A 20,612-nucleotide genomic window follows, 5' to 3' on the forward strand; every position below is an offset into this window, starting at 1 on the left:
GGCCGCGGGCGCCGCGGCTCTGGGGTCTGGCGACGATCCTCGTCGTCATCGCCGCCGGCGCGGCGCTCGCCAAGCCGCGCATGCAGGCCTGACGCCCGCCCCCCCCGCTCGGGGCGAGACCCGGTGGCGCCCCGCCCGGGTTCGCCGGTGCGGGGCCCCTCCTCGTGTGCCCGGAGGCGTCCGTCAGAGGTCCACCTCGGTGGGGTTGAGCACACGGCGCAGGAAGTCCTGCGTGCGCGGCTCCTTGGGGTCGGCGATGACGGCCGAGGCCGGTCCGGACTCCACCACCACGCCGCCGTCCATGAACACCACGCGGTCCGCCACCTCGCGGGCGAAGCCCATCTCGTGGGTGACCACGAGCATGGTCATGCCCTCGTGGGCCAGGTGGCGCATGATCGAGAGCACGTCGCCCACGGTCTCGGGGTCGAGCGCCGACGTCGGCTCGTCGAACAGCATGAGCTGGGGGTCCATCGCCAGGGCGCGGGCGATCGCCACGCGCTGCTGCTGGCCGCCGGAGAGCTGGTCCGGGTAGCGCTCGGCGAGCTCGCCGAGGCCCACGCGCTCCAGCTGACGCCGGGCGACGTCGCGGGCCTCGCCGGCGGAGCGCTTGAGGACCTTGATCTGGGCCACGGTGCAGTTCTCCATCACCGTCAGGTGCGGGAACAGGTTGAACTGCTGGAACACCATGCCCACGTGCTGGCGGAGGGAGTCCAGGTCCACGTCCTCGTCCGTGACGGTGAACTCGCCGACCCGCACGGTCCCGGAGTCGGGCGTCTCTAGGAGGTTGACGCAGCGCAGCAGCGTGGACTTGCCGGAGCCGGAGGGGCCGATCAGGCACACGACCTCGCCGGGGGCGACCTCGAGGTCGATGCCCCGGAGGACGTGGTTGGAGCCGTAGGACTTGTTCAGCCCGGAGACCGTCACGCCGGCGGCGTCCACGGCGGGCGCCTCGGCGGCGGGGGCGGCGGGGGTCTGCTGGGTCATCTCACTTGGCCTTCCGGGAGGAGCGCGCCTCGAAGCGGCGCGCCAGGAGGGACAGGGGCACGGTGATCACGAGGTAGCACAGGCCGGCCACCAGGATCGGGGTCATGCCCGCGTCCAGGGCGGAGATGCCGTCGCGGCCGAACTTGGTGAGCTCGTACTCGTGGGCGGCCAGGCCCAGCACGTAGACCAGCGAGGAGTCCTTGGTGAGCAGGATGACCTCGTTGGTCAGTGGGGGCAGCACGATCCGGAACGCCTGCGGGATCACGATGGTCACCATGGCGCGCCAGTGGGGCATGCCCAGGGAGCGGGCGGCCTCCATCTGGCCCTTCGGGACGGCCTGCAGGCCGGCGCGCAGGGTCTCGGCGATGTACGCGGCGGACACCATGCCCAGTGCCGCCATCACGACGACGGGGATCGGCCAGGAGACGCCGAACGCGAAGGGCACGCCGTAGCCGAAGGCCAGGAACACGAGCAGCGCGGGGACGCCGCGGAAGAACTCGACGTACGCCGTCGCGAGCCAGCGGTACGGGGCGAACGAGCTCATGCGCATGAGCGCCAGCAGGATGCCGCCGAGCAGGCCCACCACGAACGAGGTGGCCGTGTAGAACAGCGTGTTGCCCAGGCCCACGAGGAGGATGTTCGGGAACATGGGGGCCACGGCCCCGAAGTTGAACACGTTCTCCGCGAGCGTGGACCAGTCGATCAGCAGCGCGAGCACCACGAGGGCGAGGACGAGGACCGCCGCCTGGACGGCGATCGAGAGGGTGCGACGGCGGCGCGCGCGGCCCGGGCGGGGCGCGGCGGCGGTCGGGGCGGGGGCCTGGGTGCTCACTGGTAGTCCTCCTGCACGGTCCCGAACCACTTCTGCTGCAGCTCGGCGAGGGTGCCGTCGTTGCGGAGGTTCTGGAGGGAGCGGTTGATCGCCGAGCCGAGCTGCGCCTTCTCCGGGGCCACGGCCATGCCGAGCTGCTCGCCGGTGGGCAGGGACTCGACGACCTCGAAGCGGGGGTCGTCCTTCAGGCTGTAGAGGAGGACCGACTGGTTGCCCAGCAGGGCGTCCACGGTGCCGGCCTGCAGCGCCTGGACCTGCATGCCGCCGTCCTCGAACTGCACGGTGTCCAGGCCCGCCTGCTGGGCGTACTCCTCGCCCGTGGTGGCCGCCTGGGCGCCCACGCGGGCCCCCTTGGCGGACTCGACGTCCGTGATCCCCGAGTCCTTGTTCGCCACCAGGACGAGGTCGTCGTCGAGGTAGGGGAGGGTGAACGCCATGACGCGCTGGCGCGCCTCGGTGATGGAGATGGACGAGGCGTTCAGGTCGCAGCCGGTGAGGGACGCGCCGGACTCGACGGCCTCGAACGAGGTGTCCACGAACTCCACGCCGAGGCCGAGGTCCTCGGCGAGCGCGCGGACGAGCTCGACGTCGTAGCCCGTGAGCTCGCCGTTCTGCTCGAACTCGAACGGCGGGTAGGGGATGTCCGCGCACGCGGTGAGCGTGCCGGGGCTGACGAGACCGTAGGTCTCCGAGAGGTCGCCCTCGGCGGTGATGCCGGCCGAGGCCGAGTCGCCGCCGATGACGGCGCAGCCGCTGAGCGCCGCGGCGCTCGCGCCGAGGGTCAGGGCGCCGAGGGCGCGGGTGGTGAAGCGGGACATGGGTGCCTTCCGAGGCGGCCGGGGCCGACAGGGGTCAGGGGACCGCGGGGGCGAGCCCGTGGGGGACAGGGCGCCAGCCTAGGCGGTGGCTGCCCTCTCCCGGCGCGGTGCGACGTCACGGCCGCGAATGTGACCTCCGTGACGGTCCCGGAGGGCCTCGGCCGGGCGGCCGACGCGGGCCGGCGCTCAGCCGCGCTCGGCGGCCAGGGAGGCGAGCGACTGGAGGTGCTGGGCCACGGCCCAGGCCTGCGGCCAGCGGGTGGCCCGGTCCGCGAGCGCGTCGCGGCGGCGCACGGTGCGGCGCACGCGCACGAGGCGCACGCGGGTGCCCTCGCCGCTGAGGACCTCGTGGCCGGGGTAGTCCACCGGGCGCTCCGGCCCCGGGCCCGAGTCCGGGGTGAGGACGAAGACGTAGGCGCCGGCGAGGGCCCCGGAGTAGTCGCGGGAGTCCGGCCTGCGGGTGCCGTCCTCGGCCAGCGGGCCGGAGCGGTGCTCGTCCAGGACCTCGACCCAGCGGATGCGGTGGGTGCCGTCCGGGCCGGCCGCCTCCGAGGGGAAGAGCTGCCGGATGGAGCGGTGGGACCCGCCGCGGCCGGCCCTCTCCCGCACGGAGGTGACCACGCCGAACGCGTCGTCGACCTCCGCCTCCGCCGGCTGGGCGGTGACGGCGCGGATTTGCTCCGGGTCGCGCAGCAGGCGCGTCACGTGCTCCTGCGGCGCGGAGACGAACCACTCGGCGCCGAGGCTGGTCAGGCGGCCGGCGCGACCGGCCATGGCGCCGGAGGTGCGGATGCCGTCCGGCGGGGTGAGGGCGGCGACGGGCGTCAGGCAGCCCGCGGGGGTCACGGCCAGCTCGGCGCCCGGCAGCCGCATGTCCGGGGCGTCCCCGGCGGCGCGCAGGGACCGGCGCAGCGCGTCCACGTCCACGTCGGCGGCGGCCACGAGCGCGGAGACGACGCCGGCGGGCTCCTGGAGGAGCTCGAGCGCCCAGGCGGTCTCGGCCAGGGGGTGGCCGCGGCCGGGGAGCATCCCCTCGGACGCGGAGGACAGCGGCAGGGTGGACGCCCCGCCCTTGTCGAGCGCGGCCAGCGGGGCGCGGGGGACGCGCCCCTCCCGGGCGACGTCCGTGCCCACGGCGCGCAGCTGGCGGCCCGCGCGCACCGCGGCGCCGCGGCGGGCGGCCTCGAGGGAGAGCCCGTGACGGGACGCGATGCGGGCGGCCGGTCCGCCGGAGGACAGGACCCCGAGGAACAGGTGCTCCGGGTCCACCCGCGGGGCCGAGACGCGCAGCGCCTCGCGCCAGGCGCCGGAGAGGAGCACGGCCGTGCGGCGCCAGTCGGCGGGGTCCTGGGCCATGGTGCTCCTTTCGCGGGCGGAGGGCCTTCGGGGGAGCGGGCGGCCCTGTCGGAGAGGGTATCGAATCCGGGGCCCCGTCCGCGCCGGGAGGGCGGCCGGACCCCTCCTCAGCGCCCGTTCTCGTGGTCCGTGTCCGGGCGGGGGCCGTCGGGGGCGGCGTCGGGGTCCACGCGCATGCGTCCGACGTGGGCCTCCTCGTGCTCCGGCGCCGCGTGGAAGGGCGTGCCGGAGGTGAGGTCCGCGGGGGAGCGGCGGGGGGCGTCCACGGAGAACAGGCCGCCCTCCTCGGCCAGCAGCGGGGTGCGGCGGGCCGTGAGGGGCTCCCCGGAGCGGGCGGCCTCCGTGACCAGGTGGCCCAGTCGGCGGTAGCGGCGCTGGACCCGGTCCAGCTCCTCGAGCATCCGGGTGTGCCGCGTGGCCAGCTGCAGCTCGTCCGCGGCGTCCGCGCCGACGGCCAGCTGCCGGGCGCGCAGCATCTCCGCGTCCAGCGCGGCGCCGGCCATCATGACGATGCACGCCAGCCACACGAGCGCGAGGACGCCGATGGCCGAGTTGATCCGGCCCACGATCTCCAGCTGCCCGAACCGGTCCGTGATCCACCCGAGCACCAGGGCGGCCGCGAACAGCAGGGCCACCACGCTCACGGCGCCCAGCGAGAGCGGCCGGTAGCGCGGCGGCCGGACGTTCGGGCCGCGCCGGTAGGCCAGGGTCACCGCGAGCATGATGAGCACGAGGATCACGGGCCACTTGACCAGGTTCCACGTGCGCACGGTGGCCTCGGCCAGGCCCACGGCCTCGCCGAGCCGCGCGGAGAGGTCCCCGCCGACGACCACGAGGACCGCCACCAGCACCACGCCCAGCATGAGGGCGAGGGTCTCGACGAAGAGCACCAGGCGGAACTGCAGCAGCGTGCGCCCCTCCCGCGTGTCGTAGATCCGGTGCATCGCCCGGTGGAAGGCGCCCACGGCGCCGGAGGCGGAGAACACGGCGCCCAGCACGCCCAGGGTCACGGCCAAGGGGCCCGTGGCGGAGGAGCCGAGGCTGAGGATCCACTCCCGGACGACGTCGGCGGACAGGGAGGGCCAGACCTCGGAGGCCAGGCCGGCCGCCGCGTCCACCGTGCTCTGCCGCACGCCCAGCAGGGAGACGAGCGAGACGAGGGCCACGAGCGTGGGCAGCAGGGACAGGGCGCCGAAGAACGTCATGGCGGCGGCCACGTCCCACACCTGGATGTCCATCAGCCGGTTCCACGTCCTGCCCAGCACGTAGAGCAGGGACGGGCGAGGGCGCTCCCAGGTGCGGAGCGGGCCCCTGCGGCCGGACGGCGGGGGAGCGGCGGAGGACATGCGGACACGGTAGCGCCGTCGGGGGGGGCAGCGCCCCGGAATAACCCGCCCGCGGGAGAAGTTGAGCAGGACAGACTCAAGCCCGACTCCGAAGGAGCCCACCCCACCATGAACCCGACCCCGCAGTTCACCACCAAGAGCCAGGAGGCGCTCTCGGCCGCGGCCATGAACGCCACCACCGCCTCCAACCCCGCCATCGAGCCCGCGCACCTGCTCAAGGCCCTCATGGACCAGCGTGACTCGGTGGCCGTCGCCGTGCTCAAGGCCGCCGGCGTGGACCCGGACGTGGTGTCCACCGCGGCCTCCACCGCGATCCACGGCCTGCCCAAGGCCTCCGGCTCCACCGTGTCCGAGGCCCGGCTGGCCCCGGCCGCGGCCGCCGCGGTGAAGGCCGCCCAGCGCCAGGCAGACCAGCACGGGGACGCCTACGTCTCCACCGAGCACCTGCTGCTCGGCCTGGCCGCGGACGCGGGCGACGCCGGCCGCGCCCTCCGCGACGCCGGCGCCTCCCCCGAGGCGCTGCAGGCGGCCTTCACCCAGGTGCGCGGGGGCGCCAGGGTGACCACCCCGGACCCCGAGGCCACCTTCCAGTCCCTCGAGAAGTACGGCACGGACCTCACCGAGGTGGCCCGCTCCGGCCGGCTCGACCCGGTGATCGGCCGGGACCAGGAGATCCGCCGCGTCGTCCAGGTCCTCTCCCGCCGGACCAAGAACAACCCCGTGTTGATCGGCGAGCCGGGCGTGGGCAAGACCGCCGTCGTCGAGGGCCTGGCGCAGCGCATGGTGGCGGGCGACGTCCCCGAGTCCCTGCGCGGCAAGACCCTGATCAGCCTGGACCTGGGCGCCATGATCGCCGGGGCGAAGTACCGCGGCGAGTTCGAGGAGCGGCTGAAGTCCGTCCTGGAGGAGATCAAGAAGTCGGACGGGCAGATCGTCACGTTCATCGACGAGATCCACACCGTGGTGGGCGCCGGCGCGTCCGAGGGCGCCATGGACGCGGGCAACATGCTCAAGCCCATGCTGGCCCGCGGCGAGCTGCGCCTGATCGGCGCCACCACCCTGGACGAGTACCGCGAGAACGTGGAGAAGGACCCGGCGCTGGAGCGCCGCTTCCAGCAGGTGTACGTGGGCGAGCCGTCCGTGGACGACACGATCGCGATCCTGCGCGGGCTCAAGGAGCGGTACGAGGCGCACCACAAGGTGGCCATCGCCGACTCCGCGCTCGTGGCCGCCGCCACCCTCTCCGACCGCTACATCTCCGGCCGTCAGCTGCCGGACAAGGCGATCGACCTCGTGGACGAGGCCGCCTCCCGGCTGCGCATGGAGATCGACTCCGCCCCGGAGGAGATCGACGCGCTGCGCCGCCAGGTGGACCGGCTCACCATGGAGGAGCTCGCCCTCGACGGCGAGACCGACCCGGGCTCCGTCGAGCGCCTCGCCGGGCTGCGCCAGGAGAAGGCGGACAAGGAGGAGGAACTGCGTGCCCTCACCGCCCGCTGGGAGTCCGAGAAGGCCTCCCTCAACGAGGCCGGCGACCTGCGCGTCAAGGTGGACGAGCTGCGCTCGGCCGCCGAGAAGGCCCAGCGCGACGGCGACCTCGCCGAGGCCTCCCGCCTGCTCTACGGCGAGATCCCCGCGCTGGAGAAGCAGCTCGAGGAGGCGGACCGCCGCGCCCAGGAGCACGCCGTCGACGCCGTCGAGACGATGGTCTCCGAGGACGTCACCGCGGACGACATCGCCGAGGTGGTCTCCGCGTGGACCGGCATCCCCGCCGGCCGCATGCTCGCCTCCGAGTCGGAGAAGCTGCTGACCATGGAGGACCACCTGGGGGAGCGGCTGATCGGACAGAGGGAGGCCGTCACCGCCGTCTCGGACGCGGTGCGCCGCTCCCGCGCCGGCATCGCGGACCCGGACCGGCCCACCGGCTCGTTCCTCTTCCTGGGCCCCACGGGCGTGGGCAAGACCGAGCTGGCCAAGGCGCTCGCGGAGTTCCTCTTCGACGACGACCGCGCCATGGTCCGGATCGACATGTCCGAGTACTCCGAGAAGCACGCCGTCTCCCGCCTGGTGGGCGCGCCCCCCGGGTACGTGGGCTACGACGAGGGCGGCCAGCTCACCGAGGCCGTGCGGCGCCGCCCGTACTCGGTGGTGCTGCTGGACGAGGTGGAGAAGGCCCACCCGGAGGTCTTCGACATCCTCCTGCAGGTGCTCGACGACGGCCGCCTCACCGACGGCCAGGGCCGCACCGTGGACTTCCGCAACGTGATCCTGATCCTCACCTCGAACCTGGGCAGCCAGTTCCTGGTGGACCAGACGATGGAGGAGGGGGTCCGGAGGGAGCGCGTCATGGACGTGGTGCGCGGGGCCTTCAAGCCCGAGTTCCTCAACCGCCTGGACGAGGTGGTCATGTTCGACGCGCTCGGCGTGGCCGAGCTGGCGCGGATCGTGGACCTGCAGGTGGACTCGATGGCCGCGCGCCTCACCGGGCGGCGGCTCTCCCTCGAGGTCTCGGAGGCCGCGCGGGAGTGGCTGGCCCTCACCGGCTACGACCCGGCGTACGGCGCCCGCCCGCTGCGCCGCCTGGTGCAGCGCGAGATCGGCGACCGCCTGGCCCGGTCCCTGCTGGCCGGGGACGTCCAGGACGGTGACACCGTGGTGGTGGACCGCGCCGAGGGCGAGGACGCCGACGGCCTGACGGTCGCCGCGCGTCGCGCCTGAGGGCGGTCAGAGGGCGGTGGCCAGGACCGCCGCGCCGAGGCCGTAGGCCACGGCCGCGGTGAACCCGGTGTAGAGGACGATCGCCACGACCTGCCAGGCCATCACCCGGGGGGTCGAGGCGCCGAAGGAGACCATGGCCGGGGCGGCCACGTGGCCGGGGACGAGGAACCACGGGCCCAGCAGGCTCAGCCCGGCCACGCCCCACGCCTCGAACCGGCGGCGCAGCGCGCTGCGCTTGGCGTCGTCGGCGGGCACCCCGGGTGCGGCGGCCGGGGCGTCGGCGACGACGTCGGACGCCCGGGTCTCCTCGGCCGCACGGCGGGCGGCGACGCGGGCGGTCACAGCACCGCGCATCCCGGCGGCGGCGCGGACCAGCAGCCACACCGCGAGCAGGTTGCCCAGCACGGCGGCGGGCACGGCCAGCCACGGGCTCACCCCGGCGATCACGGCGATCAGCGCGGCGCCCTCGCCCTCCACGAACGGGATCAGGCTGACCAGGAACACGCCCACGCCCTGCAGGGCCTCGGGCAGGCCGGTGACGAAGTCGCGGGCGAGGGTCACGAGGTCGGTGATCATGGGGTCCTCCTTCAGGGGCCGCCCGCCGGATGCGGCGGGGCGGGGTCGGTGCGGGCTCGGCCGGGGCTCCCCGACCTGCTGGCACCAGCCTCGCCGGGCCGCACGGCGCCCAGAAGTGCCGTCCCGTCAGGGCCTGGCGGGAGGTTCCGCCCGTCCGACCGTGACATCTGTCATGCCCCTACAGTGCTGACCATGCGCACCACCCCGCCCCGGTCCCCGGACGGCCTCACCGATGCCGCCCCCGACGCCCCCGGCACCCGCCCCACCGGGCAGCTGCCGACCGAGACCGCAGGCGCCGGGGAGGCCGCGCCCCTGGGGCGGGCCCCGGGACTGGCCAGCGCCTGGTGGTACACCGCTGCCGGCCTGTTGATCGTGGTCTTCCTCTGCTCCGCCTGGGTGCCCGTCCCCCTGATGCTTGCGCTCCTGGACGAGCCGGGCCCGGACCGCCGCGCGGCGGTCGCCGGCGTCGTGGTCCTCGTGGTCCTGACCGCGGCGTCCCTGGGCGGGCAGGTGTGGGCGGTGCTGGCCCTGCGCGACCGTCCGCCGCAGCCGCGGACGTGGCCGTCACGAACGCTGACCGCCGCGCTGCTCGTGCCGGGTCTCGCCCTGGCGTCCCTCGGGCTCCTGCTGGCCCCGGCGGCGGGGGTGGCCGCCTGGCTGCCGCTGCCCCTGTGGATCGGCGTCTGCCTCCTGGCCGGTCTGGTCCCCGAGCGGGACCGGCGGGGGGTCCTGACGCTCGGCGGCGCCGTGGTCCTGGCCGCCGCCGTGGCCACGGGCCTGCGCACCGAGGCCGGCCCGCGGGACAGCGTGTTGAGCGTCGCGTTCTTCCTGACGATGGTGCTCATCACCGTGCCGCCCACGGTGTGGTTCTGGCGGCTGATGCTCCGGCTCGAGGAGGCCCGGCGCCAGGCCGGTGACCTGGCCGTCACCCGCGAGCGGCTGCGGTTCGCCGCGGACCTGCACGACGTCCAGGGCCACCACCTCCAGGTGATCGCCCTCAAGGCTGAGCTCGCCGAGCGCCTCCTGGCCCGCGGCCGGGCCGAGGAGGCCGGACGTGCGCTCGCGGAGGTGCGCGGGATCGCCGCGGACGCCCTCGGGGAGACGCGCGCGCTCGTGCGCGACCTGCGCGCGGTGTCCCTGGCGGACGAGCTCGCCAACGCCGCGGACGTGCTCGCCGCCGCCGGCGCCGACGTCCAGGTCCGTGTGGATCCGGCGGCCGAGACGATCCCTGGCGCGGCCGGCCGGGCCCTCGGCCTGGCCGTCCGCGAGGCCACCACCAACGTCCTCCGCCACGCCCGCCCGCACCGCGTGGACGTCGTCCTCGAGCCCGACGGCGCCCATGCTGTGCGCCTGACCGTCCGCAACGACGGCGTCCCCGCCCCCGGGGACGTCGGCCCGGAGGGCGGCGCGACCGGCACCGGCCTGGTCGCCCTGGCCGACCGGGCCGCCGCCCTCGGCGGTCGCGCCGAGACCGTCCACGAGGGCGGACGCTTCACCCTGACCGTCACGGTGCCGCGCGAGGCGGCCCGGGAGGAGGACCGATGACCCCCGTGCCCATCCGCGTGCTCGTCGCCGACGACGAGGTGCTCATCCGCGGTGCCGTCGAGGCCCTGCTCGGGCTGGAGGAGGACATCGAGGTCCTCCCCGGCGCCTCCACGGGCGATGCCGCCGTGGCCGCCGCCCGCGAGCACCGCCCGGACGTCTGCCTGCTCGACCTCGAGATGCCCGGCCTGGACGGCGTCGACGCCGCCCGTGAGATCCTCCGCAGCGTCCCCGCCAAGGTCGTGATCTTCACCCGGCACGCGCGCCCCGGGGTGCTGCGGCGGGCGCTCGCGGACCAGGTGGCCGGGTTCGTGCCCAAGTCGACGCCGGCCGAGCAGCTCGCGGACGTGATCCGCCAGGTGGCCGCGGGGCGGCGCTACGTGGACCCCGAGATCGCCGCCTCGGCGCTCACAGCCGAGCGCAGCCCCCTGACCGACCGGGAGCTGGACGTCCTGCGCGAGGGCCGCCGGGCCGGGCGGGTGGAGGACATCGCCGCCGCCCTGCATCTGGCCCCCGGCACCGTGCGCAACCACCTCTCCAGCGCCATCGGCAAGCTGGGCGTGCGGACGCGGCAGGAGGCCGCCCAGCGGGCATGGGAGGCCGGCTGGATCTGAGCCGTCGGGCCTGCCGTGGCGGGCCCGACGCCCTGCCCGGACACGCGCGACGGCGCCCGCCCCCGGGAGGGGACGGGCGCCGTCGTCGTGGGAGTGCCGGGTCAGCGGGCGCCGAGGGCGTCGGCGTCCTGCTGCAGGGTGCCGATCACGTTGGCCACCGCGCGGGCCGCGTGGGTCAGCGTGGTGAGGGAGACGTTGTGGATGTCGTCCTGGGGCGTGTGGTAGTTGTCGTCGTACAGGGAGAGCAGGCCCGTGGAGGGGATGCCCGCGGCCACGAACGAGGCGTAGTCGGAGCGGCCGTTGCTGCCCACGGCCTCCCACTCGTGGCCGTCGCGCTCGAGCTGCTCGGAGAGCAGGGCCTCGCCGCCGCCGGACCAGTCGCCGGTCAGCACGCCGAGGGTGTCCTGGTGGTCCAGCGGGGCCACCATGTCCAGGTTGACGTAGAGGGAGATGTCCTCGCGCTCCTCGGGGGTGAGGCTCTGCACGTAGTGCTCGGAGCCGAGCAGTCCGATCTCCTCCGCGCCCCACAGGGCGAAGCGGACCCTGGACTCGGCCTTGTTGGCCTTGGCCGCCTGGCGGGCGACCTCGAGGACCACGGCGGAGCCGGAGGCGTTGTCGTGGATGCCGGGGCCCGCGGGCACGCCGTCCAGGTGGGCGCCCAGCACGACGACGTCGTCCTCGCTGCCCGTTCGGGTCTCCGCGAGCACGTTCCACGTGGGCCGCTGCTCCACGAGCTGCTCGAGGTCCAGGGTGACGGAGGCGCCGCCGGCGCGGGTCTGAGCCAGCAGCTCCTGGCCGAGCTCGCGGGTCACGCCGACGGTGCCCACGTAGTCGTCGGAGGGGGCGCCGAGGGTGCCGTTGAGCTCGCCGTCCGCGTTGTTGTAGACGATCACGGCCGCCGCGCCGGCCGCGGCGGCGGCCAGGGACTTCTCCGCAAAGGTGCACTCGCCGCGGGAGACCAGGGCCACGTGGCCGGTCAGGTCCACACCGGTCCACGCCGCGGGGGTGCAGCCGGTGGCCGCGCCGGTCGGGGCGGCGAGCGGGGCGTCCGTGACCTGCGCCGAGGGGGAGTAGGTGAACACGGTGTGCGCCAGCTGACGCGAGACCGGGCCGGTCTGTGTGAGCGAGTCGCGCAGCGTCTCGGTGTAGGTGATCGCGAACTCCTGGAGCTCGACGTCGTAGCCGGCCTCCTTCAGCTCGCCCACCGCATGGTCCACCGAGGCGCGGTAGCCCTCGGTGCCCGCGGCGCGGTTGCCGTGCTCGTCGGCGATCGCCTGGAACGCCTCGACGTCCGAGCGCAGGTTCTGCTCGCTGATGGAGCGCACGAGCTTCTCCGGGGAGTTCGTGCTGCCGCCGGCGCGGCTGAGGCCGGGGCCCAGGCCGGCGTTCCCGGCGTGGGCGGGCGGGGCGGCGAGGGCGGCCGTCGGGGCCGCCAGGGTGGCGGCCAGCGCTCCGGCGGCGAGCAGGGCAGAGGTGCGACGCATGGGTCCTCCAGGGGTGCGGGGGTGGGTGCGGGGCGGGGTGCGCCCCGGGCGGCGGACGTCCGGTGGGGCGCCCGTGCCGGGGTGGGTGTGACGTGCGCAACATAGCGGACGGGGGGGCTGATGCACAGCCCGCCGTCATGTCGGGGTCACGGCGGGGGCGCCGGGGTGTCGGGGAGGGCCCGGCGTCGTCGTCGGGACGGGGCGTGACGTCCCTGCGGGGGTGCGCTGCGGGGTGGACCCCAGAGCCTGGTCACCCTCCGTTCATGTACCCTGGTGCGCACGAACCATATTGACCAGTGACACCCGGCGGGCCTCTGTGTGCCCGGAGCCCGGGAGACGAGAGATGCGAAGGGGGTCACGCTCATGGGGCGCGGCCGTCAGAAGGCGAAGGCCACGAAGCAGGCACGGGAGATCAAGTACATGTCTCTCGGAACGGACCTCTCGGCACTGGAGCGCGAGCTCACGGGCGGGCGCACCCGCGCCCCGGAGGTCGAGCAGGAGCCCGAGTACGAGGACCCCTACGCGGACCTCTACTCGGACGACGACGAGGACGACGTGCCGGGCCGATGACGCCCGCCACGCATCCCGCACTGGACGGGCACCGGGCCGCGCTGCGGTCCATCGCCCGCGTGGTGGGGGAGACCGCACCGCTGCAGGACCCCGAGACCGCGTCTCGGGGTCTTCTGCGTGTGCTGGGCGAGGGCCGTCCGCTGGTGATCACCGGCGCCGGCGTCTCCACCGACTCCGGCATCCCGGACTACCGCGGGCCGAACGGCTCGCTGCACCGGCACCGCCCCATGACCTACCAGGAGTTCCGCGACGACCCCGCCGCGCGGCACCGGTACTGGGCGCGGTCCTTCGTGGGCTGGCGCCGCATGGACCGGGCGCGGCCCAACACCGCGCACCGGATCCTGGCGAGGTGGGCCACGGACGGCGTGGTGGCGGGGATCCTCACCCAGAACGTGGACGGCCTGCACGCCGAGGCCGGCCGCGAGGCCGGCATGGACCCGGGCCGGCTGATCGAGCTGCACGGCGACCTCGCCCGGGTGGCGTGCCTGCGGTGCGGCCATCGAGAGGACCGCCGCGCCCTGGACGCGCGGCTCGAGGCCGCCAACCCGGGCTACCTGGAGCGGGTGGAGATCGACCCGGACGCCGTGAACCCCGACGGCGACGTCACGCTCAGCCCCCGCTGGGTGGAGGAGTTCCGCATGGTCGGGTGCCTGGCGTGCGGGTCCGTCGAGCTCAAGCCGGACGTCGTGTACTTCGGGGAGAACGTGCCGGTCGAGCGCCGGGACGCCGCCCGCGCGATGGCCGCCGAGGCGGACGGGATCGTGGCCGTGGGAACGTCCCTGGCCGTGATGAGCGGATACCGGTTCGTGCTCGACGCCGAGCGGGCCGGCAAGCCCGTGGCCCTCGTGAACCTGGGCCCCACGCGGGCCGACCCCAAGGCGCAGTGGCGCTGGCGCGCCCCCGTGGCCGACGCCCTGGCCTGGCTCGACGCGCGCCTCTGAGTGAGCAGCGCGGGGGCGTTTTCACTCGCGCAACACGCGCGCCTCGAATGTCTTCGCTCGCGCAACACGTGCGAGCGTCGCCCTGTGGCGCGCGGTCTCCCGCCCGCACGAGGCCAATCCGGTATGACGGATACGAGTATCATCGCTCCCATGTCCTCCGCCCGCCGCACTCCGGCCCCCAGCTTCCCCGCCGCACGCCCCGTGAACCGGTCCGCCGACGTCGTGGGCGGACCGCGCTGGGCGCGTGCCCTGCTGTTCGCGGTGCCGGCGGTGTGGCTCGGCCTGCTGATCGGGATCTCGCTCATCGAGGCGCCGCTGAAGTTCACCGCGCCGGGCATCACGATCCCGCTCGGTCTGGGCATCGGGCGGCGCGTGTTCGCGGCGATGAACGGGGTCGAGGTGGTGCTCGCGGCCGTCCTGCTGGTGGCGCTCGTGCAGGCCCTCGGTCGGCCTCGGGGGCTGACCACCCCCGGCGCGGGTCGCCTGTGGCTCGGCGGGATCGTCGCGACGGCGACCCTCGCCGTCAAGACGCTCCTCATCCGTCCGTTCCTCAATCGGCGCACGGATGCGGTGCTGGCCGGCATCGACGACGGCGGCTCCAGCTGGCACTACTTCTACATCGCCGCGGACGGCGTGCTGATCGTCACGATGGTGCTGCTCCTCGTCGCCGCCGCGCGCGCCCTGCTGCCGGCGGGCGACGAGCGCCGCCGTCGTTGACGCGACACGCGGAAGCCCTGCGCTTTCGCTGACGCAACACGGGCCCGCGTCGAGTTCTCGCTGACGCGACGCGCACGTCAGGATCATCGTCGCTGACGCTTCCGGGACCTCCGGCTCGCGGCGGCATGGTCAGGCCTGCGCGATGCCTCCTGCACAGGCGCCTCGGGACGCCCCGAGCTCCCCACCGCACGGGCCGACCCGAGCATCCGACCGTCGTCCGGTCCACCATCGGGTCATGTCCTCCAGAACCGGCGACGCCTTGCCCACCGGCCCCTTCACCCGGGCCGACCTGCGAGCGTGCGGCCTGCCCGGCGACCGTGCGGTCACGGGGCTGGTCCGGACGATCAGTCGGGACGTGCACCTGCGGGCCGACGCGCCCCCGGCGACCTGGCGTGCTCTGGGCTACGAGTGCCCGCCCTCGCCGTTGCCCCCGGAGGAGACGGCGGCGCTGGTCGCGGCATCCTGCGGGGTGGCCTCGCATCTCACCGCGCTGCTCCTGCACGGCGTCCCGCTGCCGCCGTGGCTCGTCGAGAACGGCACCGTGCACGTCACCCGCCCGCACGCGAAGGGCGTGAGCCGTCGGTTCGGCGTGACGACGCACGGCCGCGGCCTCACCGCGGCCGACGTCACCGAGCTCCACGGGGTCCGGGTCACCGGGATGGAACGCACCTGGGCCGACCTGGCCTCCCTGCTCGCCCCGGGCCTGACGGAGCCCGTGGTCGCGGCCGGGGACGCGCTGGTGACCCCGCCGTGGACGCCGGACGGGCGGCTCCCGGCGCGCACCACGACGGCGGCGCTCCGGTCGGCGCTCGAGCGCGCCGGTCGCTTCAAGGGGGTGCGCACCGCCCGGGCGGCCCTGGACCTGGTGCGGGTCGGGGCGGATTCCCCGCAGGAGACGGCGCTGCGGCTCGCCCTCCTGCACGCCGGCCTGCCCGAGCCGGAACTGCAGCTCGTGCTGGATCCGCGCCGGCCCCGCTCCCCGGACGCCGACCTCGGCTGGCGGGAGCTGAGGCTGGTGATCCACTACGACGGCGCCCATCACCTCAACCCGGAGCAGCGCGCCGTCGACGCCTGGCGCGACGACGGCTGGCGCCGGGCTGGTTGGGCGCAGATCTGGGCCACGGTGGACGACGCGCAGGAGGACTTCCGCCGGGTCGTCGCCGAGGCCGTGGCGCACCGCGCCCGCCTGGGCGGCTGGCGGTATGCGGTGGCCTGAGGGCGTCAGCGAAAGTGGCCCGGCCACGCGTGTCGCGTCAGCGAAAACGTCAGGGGGGATGCCTGCTTCGTCAGCGAAAACGTCTTCGGCGCGCGTGTCGCGCGAGCGAAAACGGACCCGTTCCGGCCCGGCCCCGGGGTCAGGAGGCGTAGGCGCCCTGCATCAGGACCGCGCCGCCGTCGACGCCCTTGGCGCCCTGGACGTAGTCCTCGCCGGCACCCTGGGCGGCCTCGGTGACCTCGCCAATCTCGCCCATCGTCCACGCGGGGATGCCGGCGGCCTCGATCGCGGCGACGGCACGGTCCGCTGCGTCGGCCGAGACCACGGCCACCATGCCCACGCCGAGGTTGAGGGTCCGCTCGAGGTCGGCCTGCGGCACGCGGCCGAGCTGGCCCACCAGCTGGAACACGGGCGGCAGCCCCCACGTGCCGCGGTCCACGGTGGCCATCAGGCCCTGCGGGAGCACGCGCGCCAGGTTCGCGGCCAGGCCGCCGCCGGTCACGTGCGAGAACCCGCGCAGCGGCAGGTCCTGGCCGCCGTCGGTCCCGTTGAGGGCGTCCATCAGGTCCAGGCAGGCCCGCGTGTAGATGCGGGTGGGCTCCAGCAGCTCCTCGCCGAGGGTGCGGCCGAGCTCGTCCACCTCGCGGTCGAAGGTCCAGCCGGCGGCGTTGACCACGCGGCGCACCAGGGAGTAGCCGTTGGAGTGGATGCCGGAGGAGGCCATGCCGATCACCACGTCGCCGGAGCGCACGCGCTCGGCGCCGAGCACGCGGTCGGCCTCCACCACGCCGGTGGCGGCCCCGGCGACGTCGTACTCGTCCACGCCCAGCAGCCCCGGGTGCTCCGCGGTCTCGCCGCCCACCAGGGCGGTCCCGGCCAGGCGGCAGCCCTCGGCCACGCCGCGCACGATGTCCGCGATGCGCTCGGGGACCACCTTGCCGCACGCGATGTAGTCGGTCATGAACAGCGGCTTCGCGCCGACCACCACGATGTCGTCCACGACCATGCCCACGAGGTCCTGGCCGATGGTGTCGTGCTTGTCCATGGCCTGCGCGATCGCGACCTTGGTGCCCACGCCGTCCGTCGAGGTGGCCAGCAGCGGCTTGCGATACCCGGTGAGGGCGGAGGCGTCCCACATGCCGGCGAACCCGCCGACGCCGCCGAGCACCTCGGCGGTGTGCGTCGCCTTCACGGCGTCCTTCATGAGCTCGACGGCGCGGTCGCCCGCCTCCACGTCCACGCCGGCGGCGGCGTAGGTGATGGGCGCGGCGTCCGGGGCGGCGTCGGCGGGGGTCCGGGGTGTCTGGGCGTCGGTCACAGCGGGGTCCTGTCCGTCTCGGTGAGCAGCTTCTCGTCCTCGGCGTCCGGGCCGGGCTCGCAGCCGGTGGACGCCACGGTGGTCACGGTCCCGTCCGCGCCCACCACGGGCGTGGCGGTCGTGGTGGGGGCGCCGGTCTCGAGCACGGCCTTGCCGCGCTCCCTCTCGTCGGCGAGCTCGATGGGGTAGCGGCCCGTGAAGCACGCCGTGCACAGGCGCTCGCGCGGCTGCTCGGTGGCCGCGATCATCCCCTCCTCGCTGATGTACGCCAGCGAGTCCGCGCCGATCGAGGAGGCGATCTCCGCCACCCCGGCGCCGTTGGCGATCAGCTCGGCGCGCGTGGCGAAGTCGATGCCGTAGAAGCACGGCCACTTCACGGGCGGGGAGGAGATCTTCACGTGGACCTCGGCCGCGCCGGCCTCCTTGAGCATGCGCACGATGGCGCGCTGGGTGTTGCCGCGCACGATCGAGTCGTCCACGACGACGACGCGCCTGCCCGCCACGACGCTCGGCTGCACGTTGAGCTTGAGCCGGATGCCGAGCTGGCGGAGGGTCTGCGAGGGCTGGATGAAGGTGCGGCCCACGTAGGCGTTCTTCACGAAGCCCTGGCGGAACGGCAGCCCGGAGGCCTCGGCGTAGCCGACGGCGGCGGGGGTGCCGGACTCGGGGACGGGGATGACCACGTCCGCCTCCACGGGGTGCTCCCGGGCCAGGCGGCGGCCCATCTCCACGCGGGACTCGTACACGGAGCGGCCGTTGATGGCGGCGTCCGGGCGGGCGAGGTACACGTACTCGAACACGCACCCGGCCGGCTGGGGCTCGGCGAAGCGGGTGGACCGGATGCCGTCCTCGTCGATCGCGATCATCTCGCCCGGCTCGACCTCGCGGATGAACGAGGCGCCCACGGTCGCCAGGGCGGCCTGCTCGGAGGCCACCACCCAGCCGCGCTCGAGGCGGCCGAGGACGAGCGGTCGGACGCCGTGGGGGTCCCGCGCCGCGTAGAGGGTGTGCTCGGTCATGAACACGAAGCAGTACGCCCCGCGGACCTTGGGCAGCAGCTCGAGGGCGGTCTGCTCCACGGAGACGCCGGGCTCGCCGTGCAGCAGCGCCGTGACGAGCGCGGTGTCCGTGGTGTTGCCCTGCTTGATCTCGCCGCGCGTGTGGGCCCCCTCCTTGCCCTCCACCATGCGCAGCAGCTCGGCGGAGTTCACGAGGTTCCCGTTGTGGGCCAGGGCGACGGTGCCGTCGTCGGCGGTGGCCCCCAGCGTGGGCTGGGCGTTGGCCCACTTGTTCACGCCGGTGGTGGAGTAGCGGCAGTGGCCCACCGCCATATGGCCGGTCAGGGCGGAGAGCGTCGGCTCGTCGAAGACCTGGGAGACCAGGCCCATGTCCTTGTACACGGCGATCCGCTTGCCGTCCGAGGCGGCGATGCCCGCGGACTCCTGGCCCCGGTGCTGCAGCGCGTAGAGGCCGTAGTAGGTGAGCTTGGCGACGTCCTCGCCCGGCGCCCACACGCCGAACACGCCGCACTCGTCCTGCGGGCCGGCGTCCTGGGGGTCGAGGGCGGCGGTGAGGCGGCCGTCGCCGCGGCGGGTGCGAGCGGAGATCACGGCTCGGTGGTCCTTCCATCGGAGGGGGCCGTGCCGGTGCGGGGGCGCAGGGCCTCCGTCTCGGCGCGGGAGAGGCTGACGTCCGCCTGGGCGGGGTCGTCGGTGCGGCGCAGGGTCACGGTGCGCTGGGTGCGCTTCGAGCGGCGGTCCAGCAGGAGCCACACGAGCAGTCCCACCAGCACGCACGCGGTCACGGCGGCCACCAGCATGGTGCCGAAGGTGGAGCCGAAGCTCAGCGGGGCGCCGGAGTACGGGTCCACGAGCGGCGCGGGCCCGGAGTGGGCGAGGGTGGTGCCGATCAGGGCGAGGAGGACGCCGGCCATGGCCGAGACCAGCACCGCGGCGGAGAGCCGGGGGGCGCGGCGGAGGGTGTACTCCTGCTCGTCGGGGGCCGGGACGGGGCTGCGCTCGGGGCCGGAGGTCATGACGGGCAGTCTATCGAGGCGGACGGGCCCGCCGGTCACGGCCGGACCAGGGGCAGGTGGGCGGAGACGTCCGCGCGCGTGCCCGAGGCGGAGACCCTCCCGGCGGCCCGCGCGTCGGCCCACGAGAGCAGGCCCGTGGCCAGGGACAGCCACGTCGCCGGGTCCGTCTCCACCACGTTGGGCGGGGTGCCGCGCGTGTGACGCGGGCCCGGCAGGCACTGGGCGACGCCGAAGGGCGGCACCCGCACCTCCACCGAGTTCCCGGGGGCGCGGGTGGCGAGCTCTTCCAGCGCGAAGCGGACCGCGGTGGCGCGGGTGGACCGTGGCAGTGCCGCGGCGGCGGCCGGGTCCTCGGCGTGCGTGCGCGCCCAGGACAGCAGGGCGGCGTGCCCCTCCGCCACCGGCACGCGGCGCTTGGGGGTCGACCCGGTGGTCACGCCTCCACCACCGCGCGCACGGCCTCGGACAGCTCCACGGAGCCCACCGGCTCGCCGCGGCCCAGGATGGCCGGGCGCACCTGCTCCACCACGGAGGCCAGACGGTCCGCGTGCAGGTGCGCGGCCGCGAAGCGTCCCATCAGGGCCAGGGCCACGAGGTCGCCGGCGCGCATGCCGCCGTCGAGGGCCTTCACGGCCACGGCCGTGCCGTCCGGGGCGCCCATGACCATGACGCCGTCCGCCCCGAGCTTGGCCAGCAGGCCCAGCTCCCGCATCACCACGGTGTTCGAGCTCGTCTCGCCGTGCACGGCCCACGGGTGGGCGAGCATCGCCTCGGCGACGGCGGCCGCGTGCGGCTCCGCGTCCGCCCGGGACGGCGCGCCGGACACCCGGCCGATCCCGCGGGCCAGCGCGGTGAGGGTCACGACGGCGGCCGGGGCGCCGCAGCCGTCCACGCCGGTGTGGGTCACGGGCTCGCCGCAGTACTCCTCGATGACCGCCTCCACCTCGCGCTGGAGGGGGTGCTGCGGGTCCAGGTAGGTGCCGACGTCGTGCCCCGAGGCCGCGCACGCCGCGAGGAAGCCCGCGTGCTTGCCCGAGCAGTTGTACGCCAGGGGGGTCCGCCGGGCGGCGGCGCCGGCCTCGGCCGCGTATCGCACCAGCTCGGCGGAGTCCGCGGGCCAGTCCGGCGGGCACTGCAGGGCGGTCTCGTCGAGGCCGGCCTCCGCCAGCACCCGGGCGGCCAGCTCCTGGTGGGCCACGGTGCCGCGGTGGGAGCCGCACGCGATGGCCAGCCCCTCGCCCTCCAGCCGGGCGCCGTGCCGCAGGGAGGCGATCGCCTGGAACGGCTTGAGCGTGGAGCGCGGGTAGACCGGCGCGTCCACCGGGCCGATCGCGGCCAGCACAGCGCCGTCCGGGCCGGTGACGACGGCGGCGCCGGCCGTCCGGGACTCGACGAAGCCGTTGCGGACCACGTGGACGAGCTCGACGGCGTCGGCGAGGGCGAAGGTCTGCCCGGCGGGGGAGGGGTCGGCACTCATGGGGACAGGCTAGTCATCCCACCTGTCGCGGATCGACTGCGGAAGTGACCCCTCTGGGGCCGGACCAG

At 75.0% G+C, this 20,612-nt stretch carries 19 protein-coding genes; 7 read left to right on the forward strand and 12 right to left on the reverse strand.

All coding sequences use genetic code 11. The features are described 5' to 3' along the window. Positions 1-183: 183 nt before the first annotated feature. The 5 genes from Q4D18_RS03985 to Q4D18_RS04005 form a co-directional block, all read right to left on the reverse strand. Positions 184-984: an amino acid ABC transporter ATP-binding protein gene (locus tag Q4D18_RS03985; protein ID WP_303126049.1), complete on the reverse strand. Its 801-nt coding sequence runs from the start codon at positions 982-984 to the stop codon at positions 184-186. Between the two features lies 1 nt (position 985). Continuing rightward, complete coding sequence (locus tag Q4D18_RS03990; RefSeq protein WP_303126051.1) at positions 986-1,816, reverse strand: amino acid ABC transporter permease; 831 nt, start codon at positions 1,814-1,816, stop codon at positions 986-988. Further along, the gene (locus Q4D18_RS03995; RefSeq protein WP_303126052.1) at positions 1,813-2,634 is read right to left on the reverse strand and encodes an ABC transporter substrate-binding protein; all 822 of its coding nucleotides are present in this window, start codon (positions 2,632-2,634) and stop codon (positions 1,813-1,815) included. The genes Q4D18_RS03990 and Q4D18_RS03995 overlap by 4 nt, the downstream gene beginning before the upstream one ends. A 186-nt stretch (positions 2,635-2,820) precedes the next feature. After that, positions 2,821-3,990, reverse strand: a complete 1,170-nt coding sequence (locus Q4D18_RS04000) for a Clp protease N-terminal domain-containing protein (protein WP_303126053.1) — start codon at positions 3,988-3,990, stop codon at positions 2,821-2,823. Between the two features lie 107 nt (positions 3,991-4,097). Beyond that, on the reverse strand, positions 4,098-5,336 hold the full coding sequence (locus Q4D18_RS04005) for a YihY/virulence factor BrkB family protein (RefSeq protein ID WP_303126055.1): 1,239 nt from the start codon (positions 5,334-5,336) through the stop codon (positions 4,098-4,100). Positions 5,337-5,444: 108 nt separating this feature from the next. Here Q4D18_RS04005 and clpB point away from each other — a divergent pair, with 108 nt between their 5' ends. Continuing rightward, complete coding sequence (clpB, locus tag Q4D18_RS04010; protein WP_303126057.1) at positions 5,445-8,054, forward strand: ATP-dependent chaperone ClpB; 2,610 nt, start codon at positions 5,445-5,447, stop codon at positions 8,052-8,054. Positions 8,055-8,060: 6 nt separating this feature from the next. Here the strand turns inward: clpB and Q4D18_RS04015 are convergent, their stop codons facing one another. Beyond that, entirely contained in the window at positions 8,061-8,630 is a 570-nt protein-coding gene (locus Q4D18_RS04015) for a hypothetical protein (RefSeq protein ID WP_303126059.1), read from the reverse strand. Positions 8,631-8,822: 192 nt separating this feature from the next. On the opposite strand from Q4D18_RS04015, the gene Q4D18_RS04020 reads away from it, so the two are divergent. Both Q4D18_RS04020 and Q4D18_RS04025 read left to right on the forward strand, forming a co-directional pair. Further along, the gene (locus tag Q4D18_RS04020; protein ID WP_303126062.1) at positions 8,823-10,175 is read left to right on the forward strand and encodes a sensor histidine kinase; all 1,353 of its coding nucleotides are present in this window, start codon (positions 8,823-8,825) and stop codon (positions 10,173-10,175) included. Further along, positions 10,172-10,786, forward strand: a complete 615-nt coding sequence (locus Q4D18_RS04025) for a DNA-binding response regulator (RefSeq protein ID WP_303126064.1) — start codon at positions 10,172-10,174, stop codon at positions 10,784-10,786. The genes Q4D18_RS04020 and Q4D18_RS04025 overlap by 4 nt, the downstream gene beginning before the upstream one ends. 101 nt (positions 10,787-10,887) lie before the next feature. Here Q4D18_RS04025 and Q4D18_RS04030 read toward each other — a convergent pair whose 3' ends face one another. Further along, a complete protein-coding gene (locus Q4D18_RS04030) occupies positions 10,888-12,270 on the reverse strand; it encodes a M20/M25/M40 family metallo-hydrolase (protein WP_303126066.1) in 1,383 nt (460 codons plus the stop codon). A gap of 363 nt (positions 12,271-12,633) precedes the next feature. On the opposite strand from Q4D18_RS04030, the gene Q4D18_RS04035 reads away from it, so the two are divergent. From Q4D18_RS04035 to Q4D18_RS04050, 4 genes are all read left to right on the forward strand, one after another. Continuing rightward, entirely contained in the window at positions 12,634-12,840 is a 207-nt protein-coding gene (locus Q4D18_RS04035) for a DUF3073 domain-containing protein (RefSeq protein WP_303126068.1), read from the forward strand. Next, a complete protein-coding gene (locus tag Q4D18_RS04040; RefSeq protein WP_303126069.1) occupies positions 12,837-13,781 on the forward strand; it encodes a Sir2 family NAD-dependent protein deacetylase in 945 nt (314 codons plus the stop codon). Before Q4D18_RS04035 ends, Q4D18_RS04040 begins: the two co-directional genes overlap by 4 nt. Before the next feature lie 150 nt (positions 13,782-13,931). Further along, a complete protein-coding gene (locus Q4D18_RS04045; RefSeq protein WP_303126070.1) occupies positions 13,932-14,498 on the forward strand; it encodes a hypothetical protein in 567 nt (188 codons plus the stop codon). A 235-nt stretch (positions 14,499-14,733) separates the two neighbouring features. Beyond that, positions 14,734-15,714, forward strand: coding sequence for a hypothetical protein (locus tag Q4D18_RS04050; RefSeq protein ID WP_303126071.1), 981 nt, complete (start codon positions 14,734-14,736; stop codon positions 15,712-15,714). Positions 15,715-15,853: 139 nt separating this feature from the next. Here the strand turns inward: Q4D18_RS04050 and purM are convergent, their stop codons facing one another. The 5 genes from purM to Q4D18_RS04075 are packed head-to-tail and all read right to left on the reverse strand — an operon-like array spanning position 15,854 to position 20,544. Next, positions 15,854-17,032, reverse strand: coding sequence for a phosphoribosylformylglycinamidine cyclo-ligase (purM, locus tag Q4D18_RS04055; RefSeq protein ID WP_303126073.1), 1,179 nt, complete (start codon positions 17,030-17,032; stop codon positions 15,854-15,856). After that, complete coding sequence (purF, locus tag Q4D18_RS04060) at positions 17,029-18,642, reverse strand: amidophosphoribosyltransferase (protein ID WP_303126074.1); 1,614 nt, start codon at positions 18,640-18,642, stop codon at positions 17,029-17,031. The genes purM and purF overlap by 4 nt, the downstream gene beginning before the upstream one ends. Next, positions 18,639-19,067 (reverse strand): hypothetical protein, encoded by a 429-nt coding sequence (locus Q4D18_RS04065; protein ID WP_303126075.1) that lies wholly within the window; start codon positions 19,065-19,067, stop codon positions 18,639-18,641. The genes purF and Q4D18_RS04065 overlap by 4 nt, the downstream gene beginning before the upstream one ends. Before the next feature lie 35 nt (positions 19,068-19,102). Then, a complete protein-coding gene (locus Q4D18_RS04070; RefSeq protein WP_303126077.1) occupies positions 19,103-19,504 on the reverse strand; it encodes a sterol carrier family protein in 402 nt (133 codons plus the stop codon). Further along, entirely contained in the window at positions 19,501-20,544 is a 1,044-nt protein-coding gene (locus tag Q4D18_RS04075) for an asparaginase (RefSeq protein WP_303126079.1), read from the reverse strand. The genes Q4D18_RS04070 and Q4D18_RS04075 overlap by 4 nt, the downstream gene beginning before the upstream one ends. Positions 20,545-20,612: the final 68 nt, after the last annotated feature.

The organism is Micrococcus sp., from assembly GCF_030523875.1.
Classification (GTDB): domain Bacteria; phylum Actinomycetota; class Actinomycetes; order Actinomycetales; family Micrococcaceae; genus Micrococcus.

Bases quoted from the DNA above. Each gene is read 5' to 3' on its own strand.
- Q4D18_RS04075 (WP_303126079.1), bottom strand. From the start codon at position 20,544: ATGAGTGCCGACCCCTCCCCCGCCGGGCAGACCTTCGCCCTCGCCGAC.
- Q4D18_RS04045 (WP_303126070.1), top strand. From the start codon at position 13,932: ATGTCCTCCGCCCGCCGCACTCCGGCCCCCAGCTTCCCCGCCGCACGC.
- Q4D18_RS04040 (WP_303126069.1), top strand. From the start codon at position 12,837: ATGACGCCCGCCACGCATCCCGCACTGGACGGGCACCGGGCCGCGCTG.
- Q4D18_RS04000 (WP_303126053.1), bottom strand. From the start codon at position 3,990: ATGGCCCAGGACCCCGCCGACTGGCGCCGCACGGCCGTGCTCCTCTCC.
- Q4D18_RS04065 (WP_303126075.1), bottom strand. From the start codon at position 19,067: ATGACCTCCGGCCCCGAGCGCAGCCCCGTCCCGGCCCCCGACGAGCAG.
- Q4D18_RS03995 (WP_303126052.1), bottom strand. From the start codon at position 2,634: ATGTCCCGCTTCACCACCCGCGCCCTCGGCGCCCTGACCCTCGGCGCG.
- Q4D18_RS04050 (WP_303126071.1), top strand. From the start codon at position 14,734: ATGTCCTCCAGAACCGGCGACGCCTTGCCCACCGGCCCCTTCACCCGG.
- clpB (WP_303126057.1), top strand. From the start codon at position 5,445: ATGAACCCGACCCCGCAGTTCACCACCAAGAGCCAGGAGGCGCTCTCG.
- Q4D18_RS04005 (WP_303126055.1), bottom strand. From the start codon at position 5,336: ATGTCCTCCGCCGCTCCCCCGCCGTCCGGCCGCAGGGGCCCGCTCCGC.
- Q4D18_RS04020 (WP_303126062.1), top strand. From the start codon at position 8,823: ATGCGCACCACCCCGCCCCGGTCCCCGGACGGCCTCACCGATGCCGCC.
- Q4D18_RS03985 (WP_303126049.1), bottom strand. From the start codon at position 984: ATGACCCAGCAGACCCCCGCCGCCCCCGCCGCCGAGGCGCCCGCCGTG.
- Q4D18_RS04015 (WP_303126059.1), bottom strand. From the start codon at position 8,630: ATGATCACCGACCTCGTGACCCTCGCCCGCGACTTCGTCACCGGCCTG.
- Q4D18_RS04025 (WP_303126064.1), top strand. From the start codon at position 10,172: ATGACCCCCGTGCCCATCCGCGTGCTCGTCGCCGACGACGAGGTGCTC.
- Q4D18_RS04030 (WP_303126066.1), bottom strand. From the start codon at position 12,270: ATGCGTCGCACCTCTGCCCTGCTCGCCGCCGGAGCGCTGGCCGCCACC.
- Q4D18_RS04035 (WP_303126068.1), top strand. From the start codon at position 12,634: ATGGGGCGCGGCCGTCAGAAGGCGAAGGCCACGAAGCAGGCACGGGAG.